This is a genomic window from Kangiella sediminilitoris, assembly GCF_001708405.1.
Taxonomy (GTDB): domain Bacteria; phylum Pseudomonadota; class Gammaproteobacteria; order Enterobacterales; family Kangiellaceae; genus Kangiella; species Kangiella sediminilitoris.
Genome location: NZ_CP012418.1, coordinates 121,240 through 143,053, shown reverse-complemented (window position 1 = coordinate 143,053; position 21,814 = coordinate 121,240). Strand labels below are relative to the sequence as shown.

Here is a 21,814-nt window from a genome sequence, read left to right as displayed (position 1 = left end):
ATTTTGAACAAGCGGAGTGTGCTAATTGACACATGAGCATTGGGCAAAATACTTGCAACAAAGCATAAATTCAAAATAGGACGTTAGACGCTCATCATCTTGATGGCAACATCTAACATACGGTTGCTGAAACCCCACTCATTATCATACCAGGTCACAACTTTTATCAGGTTGCCACCCATGACACGAGTTTGGCCTTCATCAAACGTTGACGATGCTGGGCTGTGGTTGAAGTCTATAGAAACTAATGGTTCATCGTTGTAGCAAAGGACGTGACCGTCTGCTGCTTTCTTAACGATTTCGTTAATTTCTTCAACGCTTGTGTCACGGCCAGCTTTGAATGTCAGGTCAACGCACGATACGTTGATAGTCGGTACACGCATAGCGAAACCGTCCATTTTGCCGTTCAGTTCTGGTAGAACTAATCCTACAGCTTTGGCAGCACCCGTCTTTGTTGGGATGATGCTTTGCGCTGCTGCTCGAGCACGACGCAAATCTTTGTGCTGATTATCGATCAATTTCTGGTCGTTAGTGTAAGCGTGGATCGTGTTTACCAGACCCGACTCAATCCCTACACTATCGTTTAAAACTTTCGCTAGTGGTGCAAGGCAGTTAGTAGTACAAGATGCATTTGAAACCACACGGTGCTCTGGTTTTAAGATGTCATCGTTAACACCGAATACCACGGTTGCATCAACGTCTTCTGCGCCTGGTGCTGATATAAGAACTTTCTTTGCACCGCCTTTGAAGTGTTTCGAAGCACCTGCCTGATCTTTAAATACGCCTGTACATTCAAATACAACGTCTACGTCCTGATCGCCCCAAGGGATCAATTCCGGGTTACGCTCAGCGTACAACTTAATTTTGTCACCATTAACGATCAGGTATTCACCGTCCGTAGAAACGTCCGCGTTAAAACGACCGTGAGTTGTATCGTATTTGGTTAAGTGCTTAGTTGTTTCAGCTGGATGTGAAGAGTTTATTGCAACTACTTCAATGCGATCACGATAACCGTGTTCATAAATTGCACGTAACGCTGTACGACCGATACGACCATAACCATTAATTGCTACTTTAACTGTCATTTGCTTCTCCAAAATTTGCAGTCTGGGCTTAGTATTAAAATCACTCTAAGCAGGTCAGCTCCATGATTCAGTATTCTTTCATGGGTGCTTCCCGACTCGTTGTAATTAATCCAGTAAGCCACCTTCTTCTAACATGTCTTCAGCTACAGAAAGAATGTTCTCAACTGTAAAACCGAAATGCTCAAATAAATCTCCTGCTGGTGCTGACTCGCCAAAGCTTGTCATACCAACAATTTGCCCTTCCAGGCCAACATACTTGTACCAGTAGTCTGCGATTCCCGCTTCAATAGCGATTCGAGCAGGCACATCTGCTGGCAATACGCTTTCTTTATAGGCCGCATCCTGAGCATCGAACTTATCCGTTGATGGCATAGACACAACGCGAACCTGCTTACCTTTTTTCTTAAGCTCCGCTGCGACGTCTACTGCCAGCCCAACCTCTGAGCCCGTTGCTATCAAAATCAACTCTGGCTCATCGTCACTGTCGATAAGCACATAGGCACCTTTTGCGATATTCGCCAGTTGTTCATCAGTACGCGTCTGATGCGGTAATCCCTGGCGACTTAAACTTAATGCCGTTGGTCCATCGCGACGTTCGATCGCTGATTTCCAGGCCACTGCAGTTTCCACTGCGTCACAAGGACGCCATACCGAACAGTTAGGCGTAGTACGCAGGTTAGCTAGCTGCTCAACTGGCTGGTGAGTTGGACCATCTTCCCCCAGACCAATAGAGTCATGAGTGAACACGTAAATTGACTGTTGCTTCATTAATGCAGCCATTCGGACCGCGTTACGCGCATACTCCATGAAAATCAGGAAAGTGCCGCCGTACGGCATTAGCCCGCCGTGCAGTGCCATACCATTCATTATGGCGCACATACCAAACTCACGAACCCCGTAATACAGGTAGTTACCGCTGGCGTCTTTTGCTGTGATGGCTTTTGATTGCTCATTGATGGTCAGGTTTGAACCTGCAAGATCCGCTGAGCCACCCAACATCTCTGGTAACAATGGCGCGTAAGCATTCAGCGCCATCTGTGATGCTTTACGGCTAGCAACGACAGGACCTTCCTCCTGCAATTGCTTAATATATTTTTCCGCTTCTTGGTCGAAGTTATTTGGTAGACGCTTATCCATGCGACGCTTCAACTCATCAGCCAGCTCAGGATGAGCTTCGCGGTAAGCAATAAACTTCTGATCCCAGTCACTTTCAAGTTTTTGGCCAACATCACGCTTATCCCATGCCTTAGCTACATCGGCAGGGACTTCAAATGGACCATGTGTCCAGTTTAATTCTTTACGAGCCAGCTCAATTTCATCATCGCCCAGCGGCGCACCATGACAGGATTCTTTACCCTGTTTATTCGGCGAACCAAAACCAATCACTGTTCTACAACAGATCAAGGTTGGACGCTCACTATCAGCACGGGCTTCTTCAATCGCCTGTTTGATCGCATCAGGATCATGGCCATCAACATCTGCAATAACATGCCAGCCATAAGACTCGAAACGCTTAGGTGTATCGTCAGAGAACCAACCGTCCACTTCTCCGTCTATCGAAATACCATTGTCATCCCAGAAAGCGATGAGCTTACCCAGTCCCAAGGTTCCGGCTAATGAACATACTTCATGCGAAATACCTTCCATCATGCAGCCATCACCCATAAACGCATACGTATAGTGATCGATGATATTGTGGCCGGGTCGATTAAATTGCGCAGCTAAAGTTTTTTCAGCAATTGCAAAACCCACGGCATTCGCAATGCCCTGACCCAGTGGTCCAGTGGTCGTTTCAACACCAGGCGTATAACCATATTCAGGATGGCCCGGTGTTTTTGAATGAAGTTGTCTAAAATTTTTAAGATCTTCAATACCGATATTGTAACCTGTGAGGTGTAATAGCGAATAAACCAGCATTGAGCCATGGCCGTTAGACATCACGAAACGATCACGATTCATCCAATGAGGATTAGTTGGATTATGCTTTAGGTAGTCGCCCCATAGAACCTGAGCGATATCTGCCATCCCCATGGGAGCGCCAGGGTGACCTGACTTGGCTTTTTGGACAGCGTCCATGCTCAGTGCACGGATAACATTAGCTAATTGAAAACGACTTGGCGTGTCATTACCAGAAGTGGGCATCGAATCTCCTAATGATGTGATAGGGCCGCAATTTTTAGGGCGCTTATTGTCTCAAACCGTGCACAGCCAATCAAATAAATTGGCTGTTTTTTATTCAAAATCCTGTTTTTTTACTGGCCTTGGCAGCAAAAGCTGAAGCTTAACCCTATTCTTCCTCTTCCATCTCGTATAAAACGGTCTCTAAATTGGTATTTTCATCGCTCAACATAGCTTCCATTTCCCAAGGTGGGACCGGCTTACTGAAAATGTACCCCTGAATTTCTTCACAGCCCATTTTACGAAGGACATCTACCTGTAAAACGGTTTCAACACCTTCTGCTACAACTTTAATACCCAGGTTATGTGCCAACGTGACAATAGAAGCAACCAATTTCTGATCCCGTTCCGAATCTTCCAGATCCCAGACGAAGGAGCGGTCAATTTTCAGGGTATCAATTGGGAAGTCCTTTAAATTTCCTAATGACGAATAGCCTACACCAAAGTCATCTAAAGCAAGGCTAATGCCCATTTCCTTGAGATTCCGCATCTGTTGTATAGAGTGGGCTAAATCTTGCATCACCATGCCTTCGGTAATTTCAAACTCCAGGGCCGAGGCGTCCATTTTTGCAATGTGCAGCGCGTTTTTGACTGTCTCCCAAAGGTTCTCGCTGTAGAACTGAACAGCTGACAGGTTAACGGCAATTTTACCGTCATAAATCCCACGATTCTTCCAGTCTTTCAGCTGTAAGCAGGTTTTTTCAATGACCTTCTGGCTGATAGGAATAATAAATCCCGCCTCCTCAGCCAGAGGGATAAACTCTCCAGGCATCACCAGTCCCCGATTGGGGTTACGCCATCGAACCAAGGCTTCCATACTGGTTATCTTACCCGTTTCCAAGCTAACCTTGGGCTGGTAGAAAACGACAAACTCATCTTTCTCAATCGCTTGACGTAGCTCACTTTCCAAATTTATTCTAAGCTGCGCCTGCTCGTTCATCTGTCGGGTATAGAATTGGTAGGTATTTTTGCCTTTCTTTTTGGCGTAATACATCGCCATATCGGCATTTTTAAGCAGCTCTTCGGCACTTTCTCCGTTTTCAGGATACATCACAATACCGATACTAGGCGATACCACGACCTCGGCGTTCGTGAGCTTCAGTGGTTTTGAGAAGAACTCCAGAATAGCCTGGGCGTATTTCGCAGGCTGACTCCAGGTGTCTACATCGGTTAGAACCACAGTGAATTCATCGCCTCCCAGACGGGCCACGACACCATTATTATCAGATGTGATTTCAAGCAGTGCTCTTGCAACCAAGGTTAATAACTCGTCACCTACACCATGCCCCAACGAATCGTTAATTCTCTTGAAGTTATCCAGATCAATAAATAGCAGTGCATGCTGATCGGTTTCAGAGGATAAGGCTAAAATTTCTTCAAAACGTTGTTTAAAGCTACTCCGATTACGCAAACCTGTCAGCTGATCAACGGTTGCAAGTCTTCGCAACTCCTTTTCTGCCTTTTTACGGAAGGTAATATCCGAAAAAACACCTACATAGTTAATGATATTACCGTCGCTGTCTCGAACCACATCAATATTTATCTCAATTGGGTAAACCTGCCCATTCTTACGAAACGCTTCTAACTCTCCACTCCAGCTTCCTTCCTGTTCAAGGACTTCTCTCAGATCCTCAACGAATTGTTCCGGAGCATCCACAATTGAAGTATCTTTAATCGGTAGACCGATAACCTCTTCTGCTTCGTAGCCAGTAATCTTGGTATAGGCTTTATTTACAGCTATGTATACGTAATCTTCGTCCAGAATCCAGACAGCATCCGAAATGTTATCGAATGATTTAACAACCATGCTCAACTGTTGCTCAGTGTCTTTTAAATCACTGATATTTTTCAATGTCCCGGCCATCCGTAGCGGTTTATTTTCACTATCGCGGGATACCACTTTTCCCCGATCGAGTACCCAAATCCATCCACCTTGTTCATTACTGATGCGGTACGTACTCTCGAAGTGTAATGATTTGCCAGCCAGGTGGGCGTTTAACGCCTGTTTAACATAAGGCAGATCATTCGGGTGGATATTGGAGTTAGCCATCGAATAACCGCTTCGAATACCATCTCTTGGAAAATCATATGGCCACTCATTCGACAGGTGCAAAGCTCCGGTATTCACCTGCCAATCCCATAATTCATCACCGCTACCCCAAAGCGACAGCTTTAATCGTTCCTCACTTTCAGCAAGTTGCTGGGCTGCAAACTGACGCTCTCTCATGCGCGCCCAGATCAGGTATGAAAACGCCAGAATGATCAGACCTAGCATAAAACCATAGATGGTGTAGGCAAATGGTGACAGCCAGGCAAGGTTTTTGACTTCAACATCTATCTCGGCTGGCTGCTCACTCCAAAGCCCATCTTTATTAGCCGCATTGACCATGAAGCGATACTGGCCAGGCTTCAGGTTTGTGTAGGTAACACGTCGGCTTTTAGCATCGGTTTCTGTCCAGTTATCGTCATAGCCTTCCAATTTATATCTGAAGCGATTATTCCAGGGATCGGTGAAATTGAAACCTGAGAAATCGAAGCTGACAGCCGTATCCTCTGGATAAATTACAACTTGGTCAGCAATATTTGCAGGCTTCGAGAGTCGCTTCCTATACTGCTCGCCAACAACAATGGAATTGTTGTTCACTAATATGTCAGTTATAACGGGGGTTGGAGCTTTGTCATCACGACTATATGCCTGCGGGTTAAAGTAAACCACTCCATTCATGCCACCAAAATATAAATTTCCCTGCCGATCTTTAGCAGTTGCTCCGGTATTAAACTCAATGATCGGCTGATCTTCCGTCACCGAAAAATGGGAAAGGCTAAAGTCATTGGGATCGATTCTGAATAAGCCGCCACCCGTTCCAGCCCAGATGCTTCCACCTTCATCTTTGACCAGCGAATAGATCGTCTCATGGATATTACTGACAGCATTATTCAAAACGGTGTACTTCTGACTGATCAGATCCACAACGATCAGACCACCTCCGAAAGTACCAATCCACAAGCGGGATGCATCGTCCATCGCCAAGCTGAACACTATGTCTTCAGCCTGTGTCGGCAGGTCCGCAAAAAGATTATTTAAAGATATATATATTTCATTACTTTTACTGAATCGATAAACGCCGCTATCCGATCCAATCCACAAATAATCGTCATTGTTTTTATCAGGAAGAAGTACATTAATACGATTATCTCTGTGAAAATCGATATCTACTAAACGAAACTTCTTTAAGGAGTTGTCTTTATTGAGCCGCCATAGTCCCCTTTTTGTACCTAACCATAGAAAACGACCATCGTAGTGTCCCGTTATGAAGTAATCCTGGGCATCTGCAGCTTGGAAAACCAGTTCAAACTCAAGCTGCAATTCATCAAAAATCCAAATAGAACGTTCGGCTATTAACCAATGCCGCCCCGCACCGATAGGAAGCAGTCGATTAATATTTTTTCCCTTCAGCTGCTGTGGAAGTTCAAAGTCAAGAGGCTGAGATTCGCTTCCTTGCCTTGGTAGAACCGTTAAACCACCAGTATCACTACCAACCAATAAATGGTCATAATCTGTAGCTAAAATTGAATAGGTAACCTCTCCTTTAAGCCTTCCCTGTTCACTCTCGCGGTGATCAATATGCGTAAAATTAATAGCATTGGGATTGATCTTATTAAGATAAGTCGAAGACCCTATCCATAATATGTCACTGCTGTCCTGATAAAGAACGTTGATATTGTTGCTGCCAACCGAACCAGGTTTACCATAAATATGATGGTCGACGACCTTTCCTTCTTTTATTGTATATAGCCCATTAGACTCCGTACCTACCCATAGCCGTTGCTTACGATCGAAGTAGAGACGATTCAAAGTCATGTCATTATGTGTGAGCCCTAAGTCTGTCAGATTCTTCGGCTGATATGTCTGCTCTACAGGGTCAAACTCAATCAAGCCTAGATTTGATGAAAGAAGCCATAACTTTCCATCAGGGGTCTCAACCACAGAATCTACAGTCCCCATACCTGCGACAAAGTTATTCTCTATGATGTCAAAATGCTCCAAACTTCGATTATAACGAGCCAGATGACCAGCTGTAGTTACCAGCCATACTCGTTGCTGACTATCGACCATCATGTCACTGACTTCAATCAGGGGAGCAGGAACCCGACGACTTTTCATGATTGGAAGGGTCTTAAAACCTTTTATCTTTGGATCATAGTATGAGGGACCGCTGTAGGTTCCGACCCACATGCCACCGGTTTCATCCATCGCCAGACTGGTTACGAAATTGTCAGCGATAGAAAAAGGCTCTTGGGCATTGTGATAAAAATTAATGATTTTACCAGTGTTTTGCTCAAACAAAGCCACGCCATTTTGTGTTGCAATCCATAGGTCTCCGTTCTGATCAATTTCCAGATCACGAATACTTGTATTGGGTAGTTGGCTATTTTGCTTATTAAAAATCTTAACAGCGTAACCATCAAAACGGTTGAGCCCGTCGGCTGTTCCTATCCATAGAAAACCATAGCGGTCTTCGACAATAGAGGTAACCGTGCTTTGTGAGAGATCTCCTTCAAGCAAAGCATTGGGCGCATAGTCTGCACGTACTGAAGCAGTGCCAGCTAACGAGAGTGACACACAGATAATAACCCAATATAACAACTGACCTAACTTTGCTGTTGGCATTTACGTTCCTTGAGGGTAGAAAATCTACCTCTAAATTCTGGCCATTAGTTTCAACTAAATAGCATTAAAAATCAAAACCCTCAGCCTTAAATTATTATGATATCTATATTATCATCTATAGTAACACTCATGATAAGGAGTTCTCCCATGAAAAAATTTGCTGTAGTGCTATCTGGATGCGGTGTCTTCGACGGCGCAGAAATCTACGAAAGTGTTCTTACGCTGCAAGCTCTCGAGCGCAATAATATAGAATATCAGTGTTTCGCTCCGAATATCGAGCAAATGCACGTTATTAATCACCTTACGGGAGAAGTGGCCGAAGGTGAAAGCCGTAACGTTTTAGTTGAAGCTGCTCGGATTGCCCGTGGCGAAATCAAAGACCTGGCCGAGGCAAAAGCGGATGAGTTCGATGCAGTAATCTTACCCGGAGGTTTTGGAGCGGCCAAAAACCTATCTGACTTTGCTGTGAAAGGGAGTGACTGTGCAGTTAACCCAGAGCTAGTTCGTTTCATTCAGGGCTTTGCTGATGCCAAGAAACCTGTTGGCTTTGTCTGTATCGCACCTGCAATGCTGCCCTTAATTTTTGGCAAGGGCACCAAACTTACTATCGGTAACGATGAAGAGACAGCTAAAGCAATTGAGGCAATGGGCGGTGTTCACGTTGCCTGTCAGGTCGATGATATTGTGGTTGACGAAGACAAGCAACTGGTTACCACCCCGGCCTATATGCTGGCGGGCAGCATATCTGAAGCTGCTAAAGGCATAAACAAACTAGTAGACAAAATGGTTAGCATGTTAGGCTAATCCTCATCCCCGCTGGACAAGGCCTTCAACGACTCGAAGTCCCTTACAGCGGGAAAACATTGATGTTCTCGGCAGCAATATCCAACCATGACATCTGCTGCTGGGAACTTCACTTCCAGTAATTTATCGTTCACTCCTGCCTCTATTGCAAAAACATAACGGTATGGATTAAGGCCTGTTTTAAGATATCTTTGCCACGACACCATTTCCGCGGATTCTCCCCGCAGCACCCACATTTCCAATCCTTGTTGCCACTGCTCTATTAAATGAATCACCGAAGAATGTTGAAGTGGTGACTGCTTTGCTTCAGTCGCAGCCTGTTTTAAGCTCTTTTCGACAAACTCTAGCCGCTTGGTATCGCCCGTCATCTCCGCGACCACCCACACCGCTTCCAATGCCTGGCAGGCACTGTTCGGCATAGCGTCATCGCTCCAAGTTTTATGACGGGCAATCACCGTCTCATGATTATCAGAAGTAAAATAAAAGCCTCCCTGGTTCTGATCTGCGAATTGCTGCCATAATTCATCACAGAGCTGCTTTAACCAAACCCAGTCCGCCTGAATAAAGTTATCTGATAATGACAACACCAATGCTTTTGCGAGATAAGCATAATCATCCAGAAACCCTTCCTGATAGGCAGCCCCATTCTTGTAACAGGCAAAAAGCTCATTTCCTCGCCATACACAGTTTCTAAAAAACCCTTTTATCGACTGAATGGATTCATCAATGTCTGTTCTTACTCCTGCCCGCTTTGCCTGCAATAACCCTTGCATCACCAGTGCGTTCCACGAGGTTAGTATTTTATCGTCACGGAAAGGTAAAGGGCGCTTATCACGGATCATTTTTAGCTGCTGCCGTGCCGACTCCATCAATATTGGCGCCTGCTTTTCATGAAATCCTCTATCTTCAGCAACCTGCCGCCAGTGATTTTTAGTTTGTAAATGCCAGTCGCCTTCAAAATTCGCCGGCTTATCCAGTCCGTAGTAAGCTTTTGCAAAATCCTGCTCTTCATTGCCGAGCACATCAAAGTCCCCATCACTCCAGCAGTAATAAGCGCCTTCACGGCTTCGACCTTGCTGGTCTTCGCTGTCGGCATCCAATGCGGAGTAATACCCACCTTCCGGCGATAGCATCTGTTCTTTCAGCCATAATAGAGTCAGCTCTACACTTTGCATTAAATCTCCATCAGCAAAATAATGCCCTGCCTGTGAAATCAGACTCAACAGTTGCCCATTGTCATATAACATTTTTTCAAAATGCGGGATTTCCCAGCGCTCATCAACACAGTAACGAAAGAAACCTCCTCCAAGATGATCAAAAAGGCCATAGCGTGTAAAGCCTGTCAACGTCTCGCGTAAAATTTCAGCCGCTTCATCACTCTGTTCAGAGCTGAACGAGTTGCTCGGTATCAGTTTTAACATGGCCTCCCAAATAGCAGCCTGCGGGAATTTGGGCGCTCCCTCCATACCGCCAAACTTCTTATCAGCTCTATCCGCTGTAGCCGAAAGAAAGTTCGTTGCCTGGCTACTAATTTCATCATCAGAATGTGATGCGCCCTTAGCGATTGTTTTTATTGCCTCGTTTAACCGGTCATTTTGTTCAACGATGTCATCTCTTTTGTCATCGAAAACCTGTTTTATCCTGTTAAGTAGATCAGTGAATGCAGGCAAGCCAAACTTTGCTTCTTTCGGAAAATAGGTTCCACTAAAGAACGGGATCAGGGTTTGTGGATCCAATACTGCTGTTAGAGGCCAGCCACCTGCCTGTCGATTCAGTAGCTGATGCGCCAGCTGAAACGTCTTATCAATATCAGGGCGTTCTTCGCGGTCCACCTTAATATTAATAAAGTGCTCATTCATTACGGCAGCTACCGAATCGTCCTCAAACGATTCATGCGCCATAACATGGCACCAGTGGCAGGACGAATATCCTATAGATAACAGTATCGGCTTATCCTGCTCCTTCGCTATTGCTATAACCTCATCTGTCCATTGTTGCCAATGAACGGGGTTATCCTGATGTTGCAGTAAATAAGGACTGCTGGCCTGACTTAACGTATTTCGCATACTTGTCCTAATACCAGTTATCAATAATATTCGCTTGTATTGGATGTTAAAGCATGGCACTTTTAATCCAAACAATGCAACCTTAGCGCGAAATTATCTCTAACATGACCTTATCGTTTATGCCGTTCTTAGACTGGATAGCTTTTATCTGGTTTTTGGCCTGTTGGATTGGGTATACCTACTTCGCTCGCTTTAAACAAAAAAGCACTTCCACCATAGCAAATCAACTTGAGGCTAATCGGGTTGAGTGGTTAGAGCGAATGATTTCCCGTGAAATGCGCATGGCTGATATTAGCAGTATTGGCATCCTGCAGCGAAACGTAACCTTTTTTGCTTCCACCACTATCTTTATCATAGCTGGTTTACTGACAGTCCTTGGCTCAACAGACAAAGCCATACCCCTGCTGGAAGCATTGCCCTGGATAGAAATTGACTCGCGCGCTGCATGGGAGTTGAAGATTCTGATTCTGGTGGTGAGTTTCGCTTATGCTTTTTTTAAATTTACCTGGTCCATGCGGCAATATAACTTTGCTATTGTTCTCTTTGGTGCCGCCCCCAGTGAAAGCGATTCGAGCAAGGACAAGAGTATTTATATCAAACAAACTAATTGGCTATTAAGTAGAGCCTCAAACTCTTTTAACTATGGGCTTCGAGCCTATACTTTTGCCTTGGCGACACTGGGGTGGTTCTTTAATCCTATCGTTTTTATGGTTTCTGCAAGCATTGTTGTCGCTGTTTTATACCGCCGAGAGTTCTACTCGGCTACCCTTGCAGCGCTTTATAACGCCAGTCACCATAGCAATGAAAAGCAACTCAGCGATAACGGCTAGCGCTACAGAGTCTTAAGGTACTCAAGCACTTCACCGAACTTTTTGACGGTCATTGTGTGTCTTGCATCGGTAGCAAAACGCCCTTTGACCACCACTGTCGGTACGTATTGAATATTATAATTTTCTGCCAGCGCAACGGCTTGATCGATTCGACCATATAGATCTCTATCCTCCAGTAACTCAGCCACCTGCTCCTTGTCATAGCCCAGCTCAATTACTGCATCAAATAATGCTTTTTGATCTTTAGGGTCCAAAGTACCTTCTTCTATACGCTGCTTTATGACATCTTCTGCATTTGGATTACCTTCTAGCATCTTCATCACATAAAATGCTTTTGCCGCAGGCCGCCATTCCTGACGAGCAATCAAAGGCACCACTTCAAAACCTTCGAGCTGCTGTGATAATTCTTCCTCAATCTGGCGACATGAGTCACAACCCCACCAGGTAAAAAATAAATTGTCCCCCTCAGCTACGGCCACACTATCACCACTTCTGACCTGCCAATAATCCTCCCCGGACTTGAATTCAGCTGATTTCCCCAAAGAAGCCCAGGTTAATATAACTATGAGTAAGAACTTATACATCTGTTTGTATTCCTAACCTAATGATCTGTTTTACCTATCCAATGAATTCTGGCACAAAAAAGGCGACTCTACGTCGCCTTTTTACATTGAACCCTGCTTTTATTGCAAGTCAATTAGTGCAAGCCTAGTACAAAATGAGCAACAGCTTCAATTTGCTGATCCGACATGCGAATCGCAATATCTCGCATTACACCATTCGCGTCATTATTACGCTCACCATGTGAGAACGCTTTTAATTGACTAATAGTATATTCAGGGTGCTGTCCTGACAAACCAGGGTAGCCAGCCAAGTTCAGCCCTTGGCCTGTTGCACCGTGACATGCACTACATGCTGGAACCTTACGCTCAGCATCACCCTGGAAGTAAATCTTCTTGCCAAGGTCCAAGAATTCTTTTTTCACTGCGCCCATCTGAGTTTCCTGTTCTGAGAAATATGCTGCTAAATCAGCAATATCTTCATCACTCAAATCAGAAATCATCGGCGTTGCCATAGAAGCGTTATAACGACCTTGTGACTGATCTTTAATACCAGCCTGGAAGTCATGAAGCTGTTTCTCTAGGTATTTCTCGCTTTGTCCCGCAAGCTTAGGCCACATAGGGTTGCTGCTATTACCATCCTGACCATGGCAAGCCGCACACGTTGCTGCTAATTCAGCACCCTTAGCTGCATCACCAGCAATACCAGGAGCACTCCACGCTACAAAAACAAAAGCAAAAATAGCTAACTTTCTCATTCGGTTACCTACTAAAATAATAAAATAGCCGCGATTTTTTAACCGCTGACAAAATAAATCGAAAAGCTCGGTGAATTATAGGGAACTAACCGTTAAAATGCCAATACCCTAAGGCAAAAAATCCACATTTATGCATTATCAACAGGCCAAATACCTGCTCGGAGCGGCCAAACTCGACCAGCTACCCTCTGATGAAGGCATCGAAGTCGCGTTCGCAGGGCGCTCTAATGCCGGTAAATCGAGTGCACTGAATGCTCTCACACGACAAAAAAGTCTGGCTCGAACCAGCAAAACCCCTGGCCGCACCCAGCTCATTAATGTCTTTACCCTGACCGATGATGCCAGGCTTGTTGATCTGCCAGGATATGGTTACGCCAAGGTCTCGGAGTCGACTAAAAAAATATGGCAGGAAGAGCTTTCTCGTTACCTCCAGGAACGCCGCTGTTTACGCGGGCTTGTTCTATTGATGGATATTCGACATTTCCTCAAGGATACTGATCAGCAGATCCTGGCCTGGGCGCACGATGTTGGCCTGCCAGTTCATTGCCTTCTCAGTAAATCTGACAAGCTGAAGCAGGGAGCTAAATCAAAGGCATTGCTACAATGCAAAAAGCAGCTTAATGCTATTCACCCAGAGGCGACCGTCCAGGCATTTTCAGCCACAAAAAAACATGGCCTTGATCAGCTTTTCGCAAAACTTGATGCATGGTACGCTAACCCAGAGATACGCACCGAGCCAGAGGACTAACGGCTATGATCAAAAAATTCGTGAACATTCTGCTGGTAGTATTTACTACTCTTTATGCTGCAGCCTCGATAGCCGCGGAGCAGCAACAACCAGAAAAACAAAAACCTGCTGTTGAGAAAACCAGTAACTACCAACCCCTGATTGAACGTTACATTCTCGATGAACTGAAAGCGGTGCGCCAGGATCAGCAAGCGTTGAGAGCTGACGTTGAAGAGAAAGTGGCTCACGCTCGACTCGATGCTTCTGACCGTGCCATCCGCTATACGGCCGATACCCTAAATAACATGTTCATCATTATTACCACGGCAGCCTCTATTTTAGTCTTAATGGGCTGGCGTTCGATGCGCGATGTTAAAAGTAAACTGAACGAAGTGGTAGAAACTAAAATCAACGAGCTAACCAGCGAGTATGAAGAAAGGCTATTAGAGCTTGAGAATAAAGTAAAACGGCGTTCTCAGGAAATCATTACAGCGCAGGAAGAGATATCCAAGGCCAATGAAGTTCACTCAATCTGGATGCGAGCTGGCCTTGAAAGTAACATGCACCAGAAAATTAAACTGTACGATGAAATCCTGGCCCTTAATCCCGAGGATATTGAGGCACTTATTTATAAAGCTGATGCCGCCTTTGAGCTTGGTGAAAATGAGTGGGCATTCAGTCTAGCCAACCGCGCCATCGAGCAGGACGAAGATTATGGTCTGGCTTATTGGCAGCGAGCCTGTGCTAACGCTGCTAATGGTGCTACTCAGGAAGCTATAAATGATATTAAGATAGCCATTGAAAAAGCACCTAAACTGGTTGATGAACTGGATAGAGAGCCCGCCTTTAGAGATCTCCATAAACTTGAAGAGTTCCAGGAACTATTGCCACAAAATTAATATTAAATAAACAATATACTCTTCATACAAATAGCCTGCTTTAAGCAGGCTTTTTATTAATTACTACGGGGCTCCACAATTCTTTCAGGCATAAAAAAAGGGGTGGCCTGAGGGAACATAGGAACCACCCCAAATACGCAATTCAGCTTGGGGAGGCCAAATTGCAAAGTCCCGCTGAAAGGAGGGAGTCGCGGGGAGCACTTCAATGTGCTCATTAAAATAGACCCCCTTTCAGGTGGTTTGTTTCAGGATTTTTTGTAAGGTTGTGTAAAGATATATTCAAAGTGTGAAGTTAACCGATGTTCACTACAAAAAACGGCATTATGTCACATGAAAAACGATAAATAGCGCACCTTAATTTAATGCGCTTCTTCCCAGTTATCTCCCACACCGACTTCTGCGATTAATGGAACTGATAGTTCCGCTACGCCTGCCATGAGCTCTGGAACCTTTTCCTTGGCCTCATCCAAATACTTTTCTTCTACTTCAAACACCAGTTCATCGTGCACCTGCATGATCATTTTGATTCCAGGCTGGTCCTGCAGCCACTGGTCGACTTCAATCATCGCCAATTTAATGATATCTGCAGCACTGCCCTGCATCGGAGCATTAATCGCAGTCCGTTCAGCAGCCTTACGACGCATGCCATTTTTCGAGTGAATTTCTGGTAGGTACAGGCGACGACCGTACAGCGTTTCTACGTACCCTTTATCCGCTGCTTTTTCCCGAGTGTTATCCATATAGGCTTCCACTCCCGGGTAACGAGCAAAATAGGTGTTGATATAGTCCTGCGCCGTGTTTCTATCTGTGCCAATCTGTTTGGCCAGACCAAATGCTGACATGCCGTAAATCAATCCAAAGTTAATTGCCTTCGCATCTCGACGCTGATTATCTGACACCTCTTCCAAGGCCACATCAAAGACTTCAGCGGCGGTAGCTGCATGCACATCCAACCCCTCTTCAAACGCCTTTAAAAGCCCTTTGTCCTGTGACAGGTGCGCCATAATTCGTAACTCAATCTGCGAATAATCCGCAGCCATAATTTTACAACCCTCGGACGCAATGAACGCAGTTCTAATGCTTCTACCCTCAGCTGAACGAATTGGAATATTCTGCAAGTTCGGCTCTGTTGATGATAAACGACCCGTTGCTGCGATAGCCTGATGATACGATGTATGCACCCGCTTTGTTTCCGGGTTGATCATCTGTGGCAACTTATCTGTATAGGTGGACTTTAGCTTACTTAAACTACGGTGCTCCAAAATCATTTTTGGCAAGGGGTAATCAAGAGCCAGCTCCTGCAACACTTCCTCGGCAGTCGATGGTTGCCCCTTTGGTGTTTTCTTGATTACCGGTAGCTCCAGCTCTTCAAATAAAATCGCCTGTAACTGTTTAGGCGATCCTAAATTAAACTCTTTCCCGGCCAGGTCGAACGCTTCTGATTCAATTTCCTTCAGTCGCTTTTCAAACTGCTGGCTCTTGTCCAAGAGTAGCTTGCCATCTACTAAAACGCCATTGCGTTCAACCTTGGAGAGGATTGGCACTAGCGGCATTTCTATATGCTGAAAGACCTGTGTCGGGCCTTCTTCTTTTTTTAATTCATCCCACAGCTTCTGGTGTAGCTTCATGGTGATGTCGGCATCCTCTGCCGCGTAAGGAGCAGCTTTTTCGAGCTCAATTTGATCAAATGTTAACTGATTCTTCCCCTTACCCGCTATTTCTTCAAACTTTATATTGGCATGGTTCAAATGCTTCAGCGCCAGCGAATCCATATCGTGGCGACTGGCAACAGAATTTAAGCAATAGGATTCCAGCATTGTGTCATACTCAACACCACCGAGCTTAATATCATATCGAGCTAACACACTCATATCGTATTTTAAATTCTGTCCTACCTTTTTGACCTCATCGCTTTCCAGTAATGGCTTCATTGTTTTTAGCACTTCGTCGCGATCGAGCTGCTTTGGCGCACCCATGTAGCTGTGTGCTAAAGGCAGGTAGGCCGCCTCACCATTTTCCAATGCGAAGGACATACCAACCAACTGTGCTTCCATGTAATTCAAGCTAGTGGTTTCTGTATCAAAAGCAAACAAGTCAGCTTTCCCTAGTTTCTCCATCCATTTGTCGAAGTCCTTCTGTTCTAAAATCGTTTCGTACTTACTTCGATCAATGGCGGACTCCTGATCTTCTTCTTCGCTAATTTCTTCACCGCCTTCTTTTAACACTTCAGTCAACCATCGACGAAACTCCATTTCTCCGTAGAGTTCTTTTAATTCAACCAAGTCTGGCTCATTTAAAGTCAAGTCTTCAGGCTTGTATTCTAAATCGCAATCTAATTTGATGGTGGCCAGCTCATAGGACAAAGGAAGCTGAGGCAGTGCTTCGCGCAAGTTTTCGCCAATTTTTCCACCAACCTTATCCGCATTTTCCATCACACCTTCCAGCGAACCATACTCATTCAGCCACTTAACAGCTGTTTTAGGTCCACACTTATTGACCCCGGGGATATTGTCGACTTTATCTCCGACCAATGCTAAATAGTCGATGATTTGTTCTGGCTTTACTCCAAACTTTTCGATAACCCGATCATAATCTGTGATTGGGTTATTTTTATCCATTGTATTAATCAGGGTCACATGCTGGCTTACCAGCTGTGCCATATCTTTATCTCCCGTTGAAATCAACGTTTCACGCCCTTCGGCACAAGCCTGCTTAGCCAGGGTTCCGATGACATCATCCGCCTCTACTCCTTCTATGACCAGAAGAGGCAAACCCATGGCTTTCACTATCTCATGGATGGGTTTAATCTGCTGTCTTAAGTCTTCAGGCATTGGCGGACGGTTAGCTTTATATTCCGGATACAGATCATTGCGGAAGGTTTTACCCTTAGCATCAAAAATCACCGCCATGTGACTAGGGTCATACTCCTTAATCAGGCTTTTCAGCATATTAATCACACCAAAAACGGCGCCAGTCATCATCCCTTCAGAATTCGTCATCCGCTGTAACTGCGGCACGTGATAAGCACGGAAAAGATACGAGGAACCATCCACGAGAATAAAAGGAGTTTGCTGTTTTGACATGTTTGTTGGGTGTTTTTTGAAGTTGAATTAAGTGTAACGCAACTTCAGCATCAATCCTATATACCCATAAAAAAAGCCTCCGAAACGGAGGCTTTTGCTGGTTTACTTTTTGTACATATCCCTTGGCATACCGCGTTGCGTGATGGTTAATTCTGACTGCTCTGGCCTGAATTCAATCACGATACTGGCCATATCAAACTTAAACTTATATTGACTTACCGCTGTCAGGGGGAATGCTGGCTGCCCTGTTGCCTGAGCATGCAAATAACCATCCTTGATCATAACTTCCAGATCCAGAGGAAATGATTCAGACTGATAGATGCCCACATACTGTTTCAAGGTTTCTATTGGAACTTCAACACTTTCCTGCTCAACAGTATCTTCCACCTTGTTAAAAATATCTGCCCGTCCGCCCTGCTTGATCTCGAACTGGTTATTATTGTCGTCAAAGCGTATTTCAATTCCCGCTTTGGCAAACTCGAACCTTCCCTCCCCCAAAGGCGTCAGAGGAAAGCCTCCCTGTCCAGTAGCCTGGCCATACAATTTATTCCCTAACAAACTTACAGTGATATCCAGTGGATGAGTCTTGCTTTCATACTTTCCAGTATATTTCTCCAATTCGCTTACCGGTACTTCGACCGCTTTCCCAAACTCCGGCGTATCAAAGTCTTGTTCAAAGTACGCGTCCAGCATGACATTATAAATGGCCCGGATATCGTAATTGAGTCCATTACTTAATACCACAATGGTTAAATCCTCATCTGGATAGTATGCAAGATGGGAAATAAAGCCTTCGATTCCACCGTTGTGCCAATAGCCCTGCAGCTCTTTATCATCCCATTCGTATTTAGTTTCGAATATTCCCTTGCCGAAACCATTTTCAATATTAATCATCTTCTTCAGACTAGAATCAGATATTAATTTTCCTTTGAATAGCGCTGAAATAAAACGGTCAAGCTCCTCCGGAGTAGACACAATGGCTCCGGCAGAAAATGCCACAGACATATCCCACTCGGGAATTTCATTCCATTTCTCGGCCAGCTGGTAGGAATATGCTTCTTCATTCTCGGGGTCAATGGCCTCGCCAACAAAAGTGTCATCCAATCCCAGCGGCTCAATGATCCGCTCAAGAAGTACATCTTGGTATGACTTACCTTCAATATCTTCAATGATGTACCCCAACAGCAAGTAGTTACTATTACTGTACTGAGCTTTTTCTCCTGGATTAAAGTCAGGCTTAAAGCTTTCAATTTTATCTAATAGAAACGTCTTACTTTGTGGCTTCTCGTGGTAGGTCAGGAAGTCAGCATCAGCAGTATAGTTATGTATGCCTGAGTGATGAGTTAATAATTGCTCAACCGTAATCGCCCCAGCATTTGCTACGTTAGGATAGTATTCTGACAGCTTGGTATCCAGACTAAGTCGGTTTTCCTCGATTAACTGTAATATAACGGTAGCGGTGTAGGTTTTCGTTATTGAACCTACTTTGTATTTATAGTGCTTGTCCGTAAGGATGGACTGTTCGCCATCCGGCTCTATAGTTGTATGGTATAACTCATTGCCGGATTGGTAAATTGCAGCTTCCCCGATAAACCGATTGCTCTTGGCAAGTGTTTCAAAATAAGGATCAAGCTCCGTTTGCAGCATCTGTGCTTTCTTGGGTCCTTTTTCCCGGGCCTCCGCCAGAGAAATGTTAGCCAGCCCTATGAGGCAGAGCACCACCACTAGTGCATTAGTTGCTTTTATTATTTTATTCCACATGCTTTTATACTCCTTCTATCTTATATCCCTACCCTCTTTACAACTAAAGTAGGCTTTAATTCATTGAGGTAAATACCCCTCTTTCTATGTTGCTTAACGCCTTAAGGCCCATAATATTCCCTATAACTTTACGGCATTTAAATCTTATCCAACAGATTGGATCTTTTCTATTAATTACAGTATCTTTGCTTTTCGGTATTTGTTTCTTTTTTCCACAAGCACCCACTTTCTGTGGATAACTTTGTGAAAAAGTTTCTGTGAATATGACAAATACTGAAATATAAAGTCTTTTTTAACTTTGGGGAGTTAAATCTGCCTGCAAAACATAACAATATCATCAGGTTACATGTGTAAATGAAAGCGACACTTTAAACAAGTTCTGCTTCACACTATTATTTTCCTGTGGATAACTTTGATAACAACAATGCCTAAGCACAATATAAGAGTAATTAATGCTTAAAATAGCGACCCTTAAAACACTTTCTTTATTCGATATGATCACCGAGTGGATCGGGCGATTAATTTCATGGCTAACCTTATTCATGGTATTAACTGTGATTTTGGTATTGGCGTTACGTAATTGGTTCGATTTAAGCGCTATCGCACTGCAAGAGTCTGTCAACTACATGCACGCAACAGTGTTTATGCTCGGCGCCGCTTTCGCACTCAAATACAACGATCATGTCCGTGTCGATGTTTTCTACCAGAATTTCTCGCCTCGTAAGAAAGCTATCGTCAATATGCTTGGCTTTTTATTGCTATTACTTCCTGTATGCCTCTTTATCTTTATTTACTGCAAAGACTATGTTTTATTCAGCTGGGCACTGAGGGAAGACTCTAACCAGCCCGGCGGCATACCTTTCATGTATATATTCAAAAGCCTATTGCTGGCGATGCCAGTGGCTTTAATAATCCAAGGTTTTTCAGACTTTTTGAAATGCCTGGCTTATCTATGTGGCTGGACAGAGACGCCACCGTTGCTGGAGTCATCCCAGCATGAGGAGGCAAATCATGCTTGAGTTAATGCCTCTACTTTTATTTTTGGCTGTTTGTGCAGTACTGCTATGGGGCTATCCGGTAGCCTTTTCCCTGGCCGGTACCTCTCTGGTGTTTGCCGCAATTGGTGCCTTGACCGGAATGATCGAGCCAGTACAACTTAACTTTATGGCCGGCCGTTTATTTAAGATCATGGACCGAAGTACTCTCATAGCAGTCCCGCTGTTTATTTTTATGGGCCTGATGCTGGAGCGCACAAAAATCGCCGAAGATTTGCTGGAATCCATGGCTACTCTTTTTGGCAAGCTTCGGGGTGGCATGGGCTTTGCAGTAACCATAGTAGGAATGTTACTCGCTGCAAGTACGGGCATCGTAGGTGCAACTGTCGTTACCATGGGCCTGCTTTCACTGCCTGCAATGCTAAAGCGTGGATATAAGCCTGAGCTCGCCACTGGTGTTATCTGCGCCTCGGGTACCCTCGGTCAAATTATCCCTCCTTCAATTGTACTGGTCCTTCTGGGAGACGTTCTGGCCAACGCCATGACCGAAGCAAAGAGCCAGGGTCTACAAACGGACCAGGTGGCTTCGATAGGCGATCTGTTTATGGGCGCCGTTATTCCAGGAATGTTACTGGTCATTGGCTACATGATGTATATCGCCTTTGTAGCCTGGCGTAAACCACAGGCTGCCCCAGCCATGGATATTGAACGCTCTGAGCTGAATCAGGCTATGTGGCGCGCCCTCAAAAGTTTGTCGCTGCCATTGATTCTTATAGTCGCAGTATTAGGCTCAATTCTTTATGGTATTGCTACGCCGACAGAGGCCGCCGCCATTGGTGCCTTTGGTGCCATGCTTTTAGCTGCTATGCGAAAACAAGTCACTCTTGAACGCCTAAGAGATGTTATGCAGTCAACGGTAAAAACCACCAGCATGGTTTTCCTGATTTTAATTGGTGCTTCGATTTTCTCACTGGTGTTCCGGATGTACGGTGGTGACGAAATGATTCGCCACTTCTTTACTGACCTGCCAGGCGGACTCTTTACAGCATTACTGATCATCATGATTGTGATGTTCCTGCTTGGTTTTATTCTCGACTTTATCGAGATTACCTTTGTTGTGGTTCCAATCGTAGGTCCTGTACTATTGATGATGGGTGCCGATCCAATCTGGCTTGGTGTATTAATAGCTATCAATTTACAAACGTCTTTCCTAACACCTCCGTTTGGCTTTGCCTTATTCTATTTGCGAGGCGTTGCACCCAAACAGATTCGCACCGCTCAAATATATCGAGGCGTCATTCCTTTTATTGGGATTCAGGCTACTGTCCTTGCCTTAATTGCTTTTTGGCCTGAACTATCTACCTGGCTACCTTCAGTAGTGGGTTGAGGAATCTTT

The 21,814-nt window shown here is 44.7% G+C and carries 14 protein-coding genes; 6 read left to right on the top strand and 8 right to left on the bottom strand.

What is annotated here, in order from left to right; translation table 11 throughout:
* Positions 1-83: 83 nt before the first annotated feature.
* From gap to KS2013_RS00680, 3 genes are all read right to left on the bottom strand, one after another.
* On the bottom strand, positions 84-1,085 hold the full coding sequence (gene gap, locus KS2013_RS00690) for a type I glyceraldehyde-3-phosphate dehydrogenase (RefSeq protein WP_068988425.1): 1,002 nt from the start codon (positions 1,083-1,085) through the stop codon (positions 84-86).
* 105 nt (positions 1,086-1,190) lie between these two features.
* Complete coding sequence (gene tkt / locus KS2013_RS00685; protein WP_068988421.1) at positions 1,191-3,227, bottom strand: transketolase; 2,037 nt, start codon at positions 3,225-3,227, stop codon at positions 1,191-1,193.
* A 145-nt stretch (positions 3,228-3,372) separates the two neighbouring features.
* Positions 3,373-7,935, bottom strand: a complete 4,563-nt coding sequence (locus KS2013_RS00680) for an EAL domain-containing protein (RefSeq protein WP_068988419.1) — start codon at positions 7,933-7,935, stop codon at positions 3,373-3,375.
* Positions 7,936-8,082: 147 nt separating this feature from the next.
* Between KS2013_RS00680 and elbB the strand changes: the two genes are divergently transcribed.
* On the top strand, positions 8,083-8,739 hold the full coding sequence (elbB, locus tag KS2013_RS00675; protein ID WP_068988417.1) for an isoprenoid biosynthesis glyoxalase ElbB: 657 nt from the start codon (positions 8,083-8,085) through the stop codon (positions 8,737-8,739).
* On the opposite strand, the gene KS2013_RS00670 is transcribed toward elbB, so the two are convergent.
* On the bottom strand, positions 8,736-10,805 hold the full coding sequence (locus tag KS2013_RS00670) for a thioredoxin domain-containing protein (protein ID WP_068988415.1): 2,070 nt from the start codon (positions 10,803-10,805) through the stop codon (positions 8,736-8,738). The genes elbB and KS2013_RS00670 overlap by 4 nt on opposite strands.
* Positions 10,806-10,909: 104 nt before the next feature.
* Here KS2013_RS00670 and KS2013_RS00665 point away from each other — a divergent pair, with 104 nt between their 5' ends.
* Positions 10,910-11,635, top strand: coding sequence for a DUF599 domain-containing protein (locus KS2013_RS00665; protein ID WP_068988413.1), 726 nt, complete (start codon positions 10,910-10,912; stop codon positions 11,633-11,635).
* Between the two features lie 2 nt (positions 11,636-11,637).
* Here the strand turns inward: KS2013_RS00665 and KS2013_RS00660 are convergent, their stop codons facing one another.
* Entirely contained in the window at positions 11,638-12,219 is a 582-nt protein-coding gene (locus KS2013_RS00660; RefSeq protein ID WP_068988410.1) for a DsbA family protein, read from the bottom strand.
* 113 nt (positions 12,220-12,332) lie between these two features.
* Complete coding sequence (locus tag KS2013_RS00655; RefSeq protein ID WP_068988408.1) at positions 12,333-12,953, bottom strand: c-type cytochrome; 621 nt, start codon at positions 12,951-12,953, stop codon at positions 12,333-12,335.
* A 130-nt stretch (positions 12,954-13,083) separates the two neighbouring features.
* Between KS2013_RS00655 and yihA the strand changes: the two genes are divergently transcribed.
* Both yihA and KS2013_RS00645 read left to right on the top strand, forming a co-directional pair.
* Entirely contained in the window at positions 13,084-13,701 is a 618-nt protein-coding gene (yihA, locus tag KS2013_RS00650) for a ribosome biogenesis GTP-binding protein YihA/YsxC (protein ID WP_068988407.1), read from the top strand.
* A gap of 5 nt (positions 13,702-13,706) precedes the next feature.
* The gene (locus tag KS2013_RS00645) at positions 13,707-14,579 is read left to right on the top strand and encodes a TPR end-of-group domain-containing protein (protein WP_068988404.1); all 873 of its coding nucleotides are present in this window, start codon (positions 13,707-13,709) and stop codon (positions 14,577-14,579) included.
* 359 nt (positions 14,580-14,938) lie between these two features.
* On the opposite strand, the gene polA is transcribed toward KS2013_RS00645, so the two are convergent.
* Together polA and KS2013_RS00635 are read right to left on the bottom strand one after the other, a co-directional pair.
* On the bottom strand, positions 14,939-17,662 hold the full coding sequence (polA, locus tag KS2013_RS00640; protein ID WP_068988402.1) for a DNA polymerase I: 2,724 nt from the start codon (positions 17,660-17,662) through the stop codon (positions 14,939-14,941).
* 102 nt (positions 17,663-17,764) lie between these two features.
* The gene (locus KS2013_RS00635) at positions 17,765-19,423 is read right to left on the bottom strand and encodes a serine hydrolase (protein WP_068988399.1); all 1,659 of its coding nucleotides are present in this window, start codon (positions 19,421-19,423) and stop codon (positions 17,765-17,767) included.
* Positions 19,424-19,875: 452 nt separating this feature from the next.
* Here KS2013_RS00635 and KS2013_RS00630 point away from each other — a divergent pair, with 452 nt between their 5' ends.
* Both KS2013_RS00630 and KS2013_RS00625 read left to right on the top strand, forming a co-directional pair.
* Positions 19,876-20,442, top strand: coding sequence for a TRAP transporter small permease subunit (locus tag KS2013_RS00630; protein WP_068988397.1), 567 nt, complete (start codon positions 19,876-19,878; stop codon positions 20,440-20,442).
* On the top strand, positions 20,435-21,805 hold the full coding sequence (locus KS2013_RS00625) for a TRAP transporter large permease (protein ID WP_211267775.1): 1,371 nt from the start codon (positions 20,435-20,437) through the stop codon (positions 21,803-21,805). Before KS2013_RS00630 ends, KS2013_RS00625 begins: the two co-directional genes overlap by 8 nt.
* Positions 21,806-21,814 lie beyond the last annotated feature (9 nt).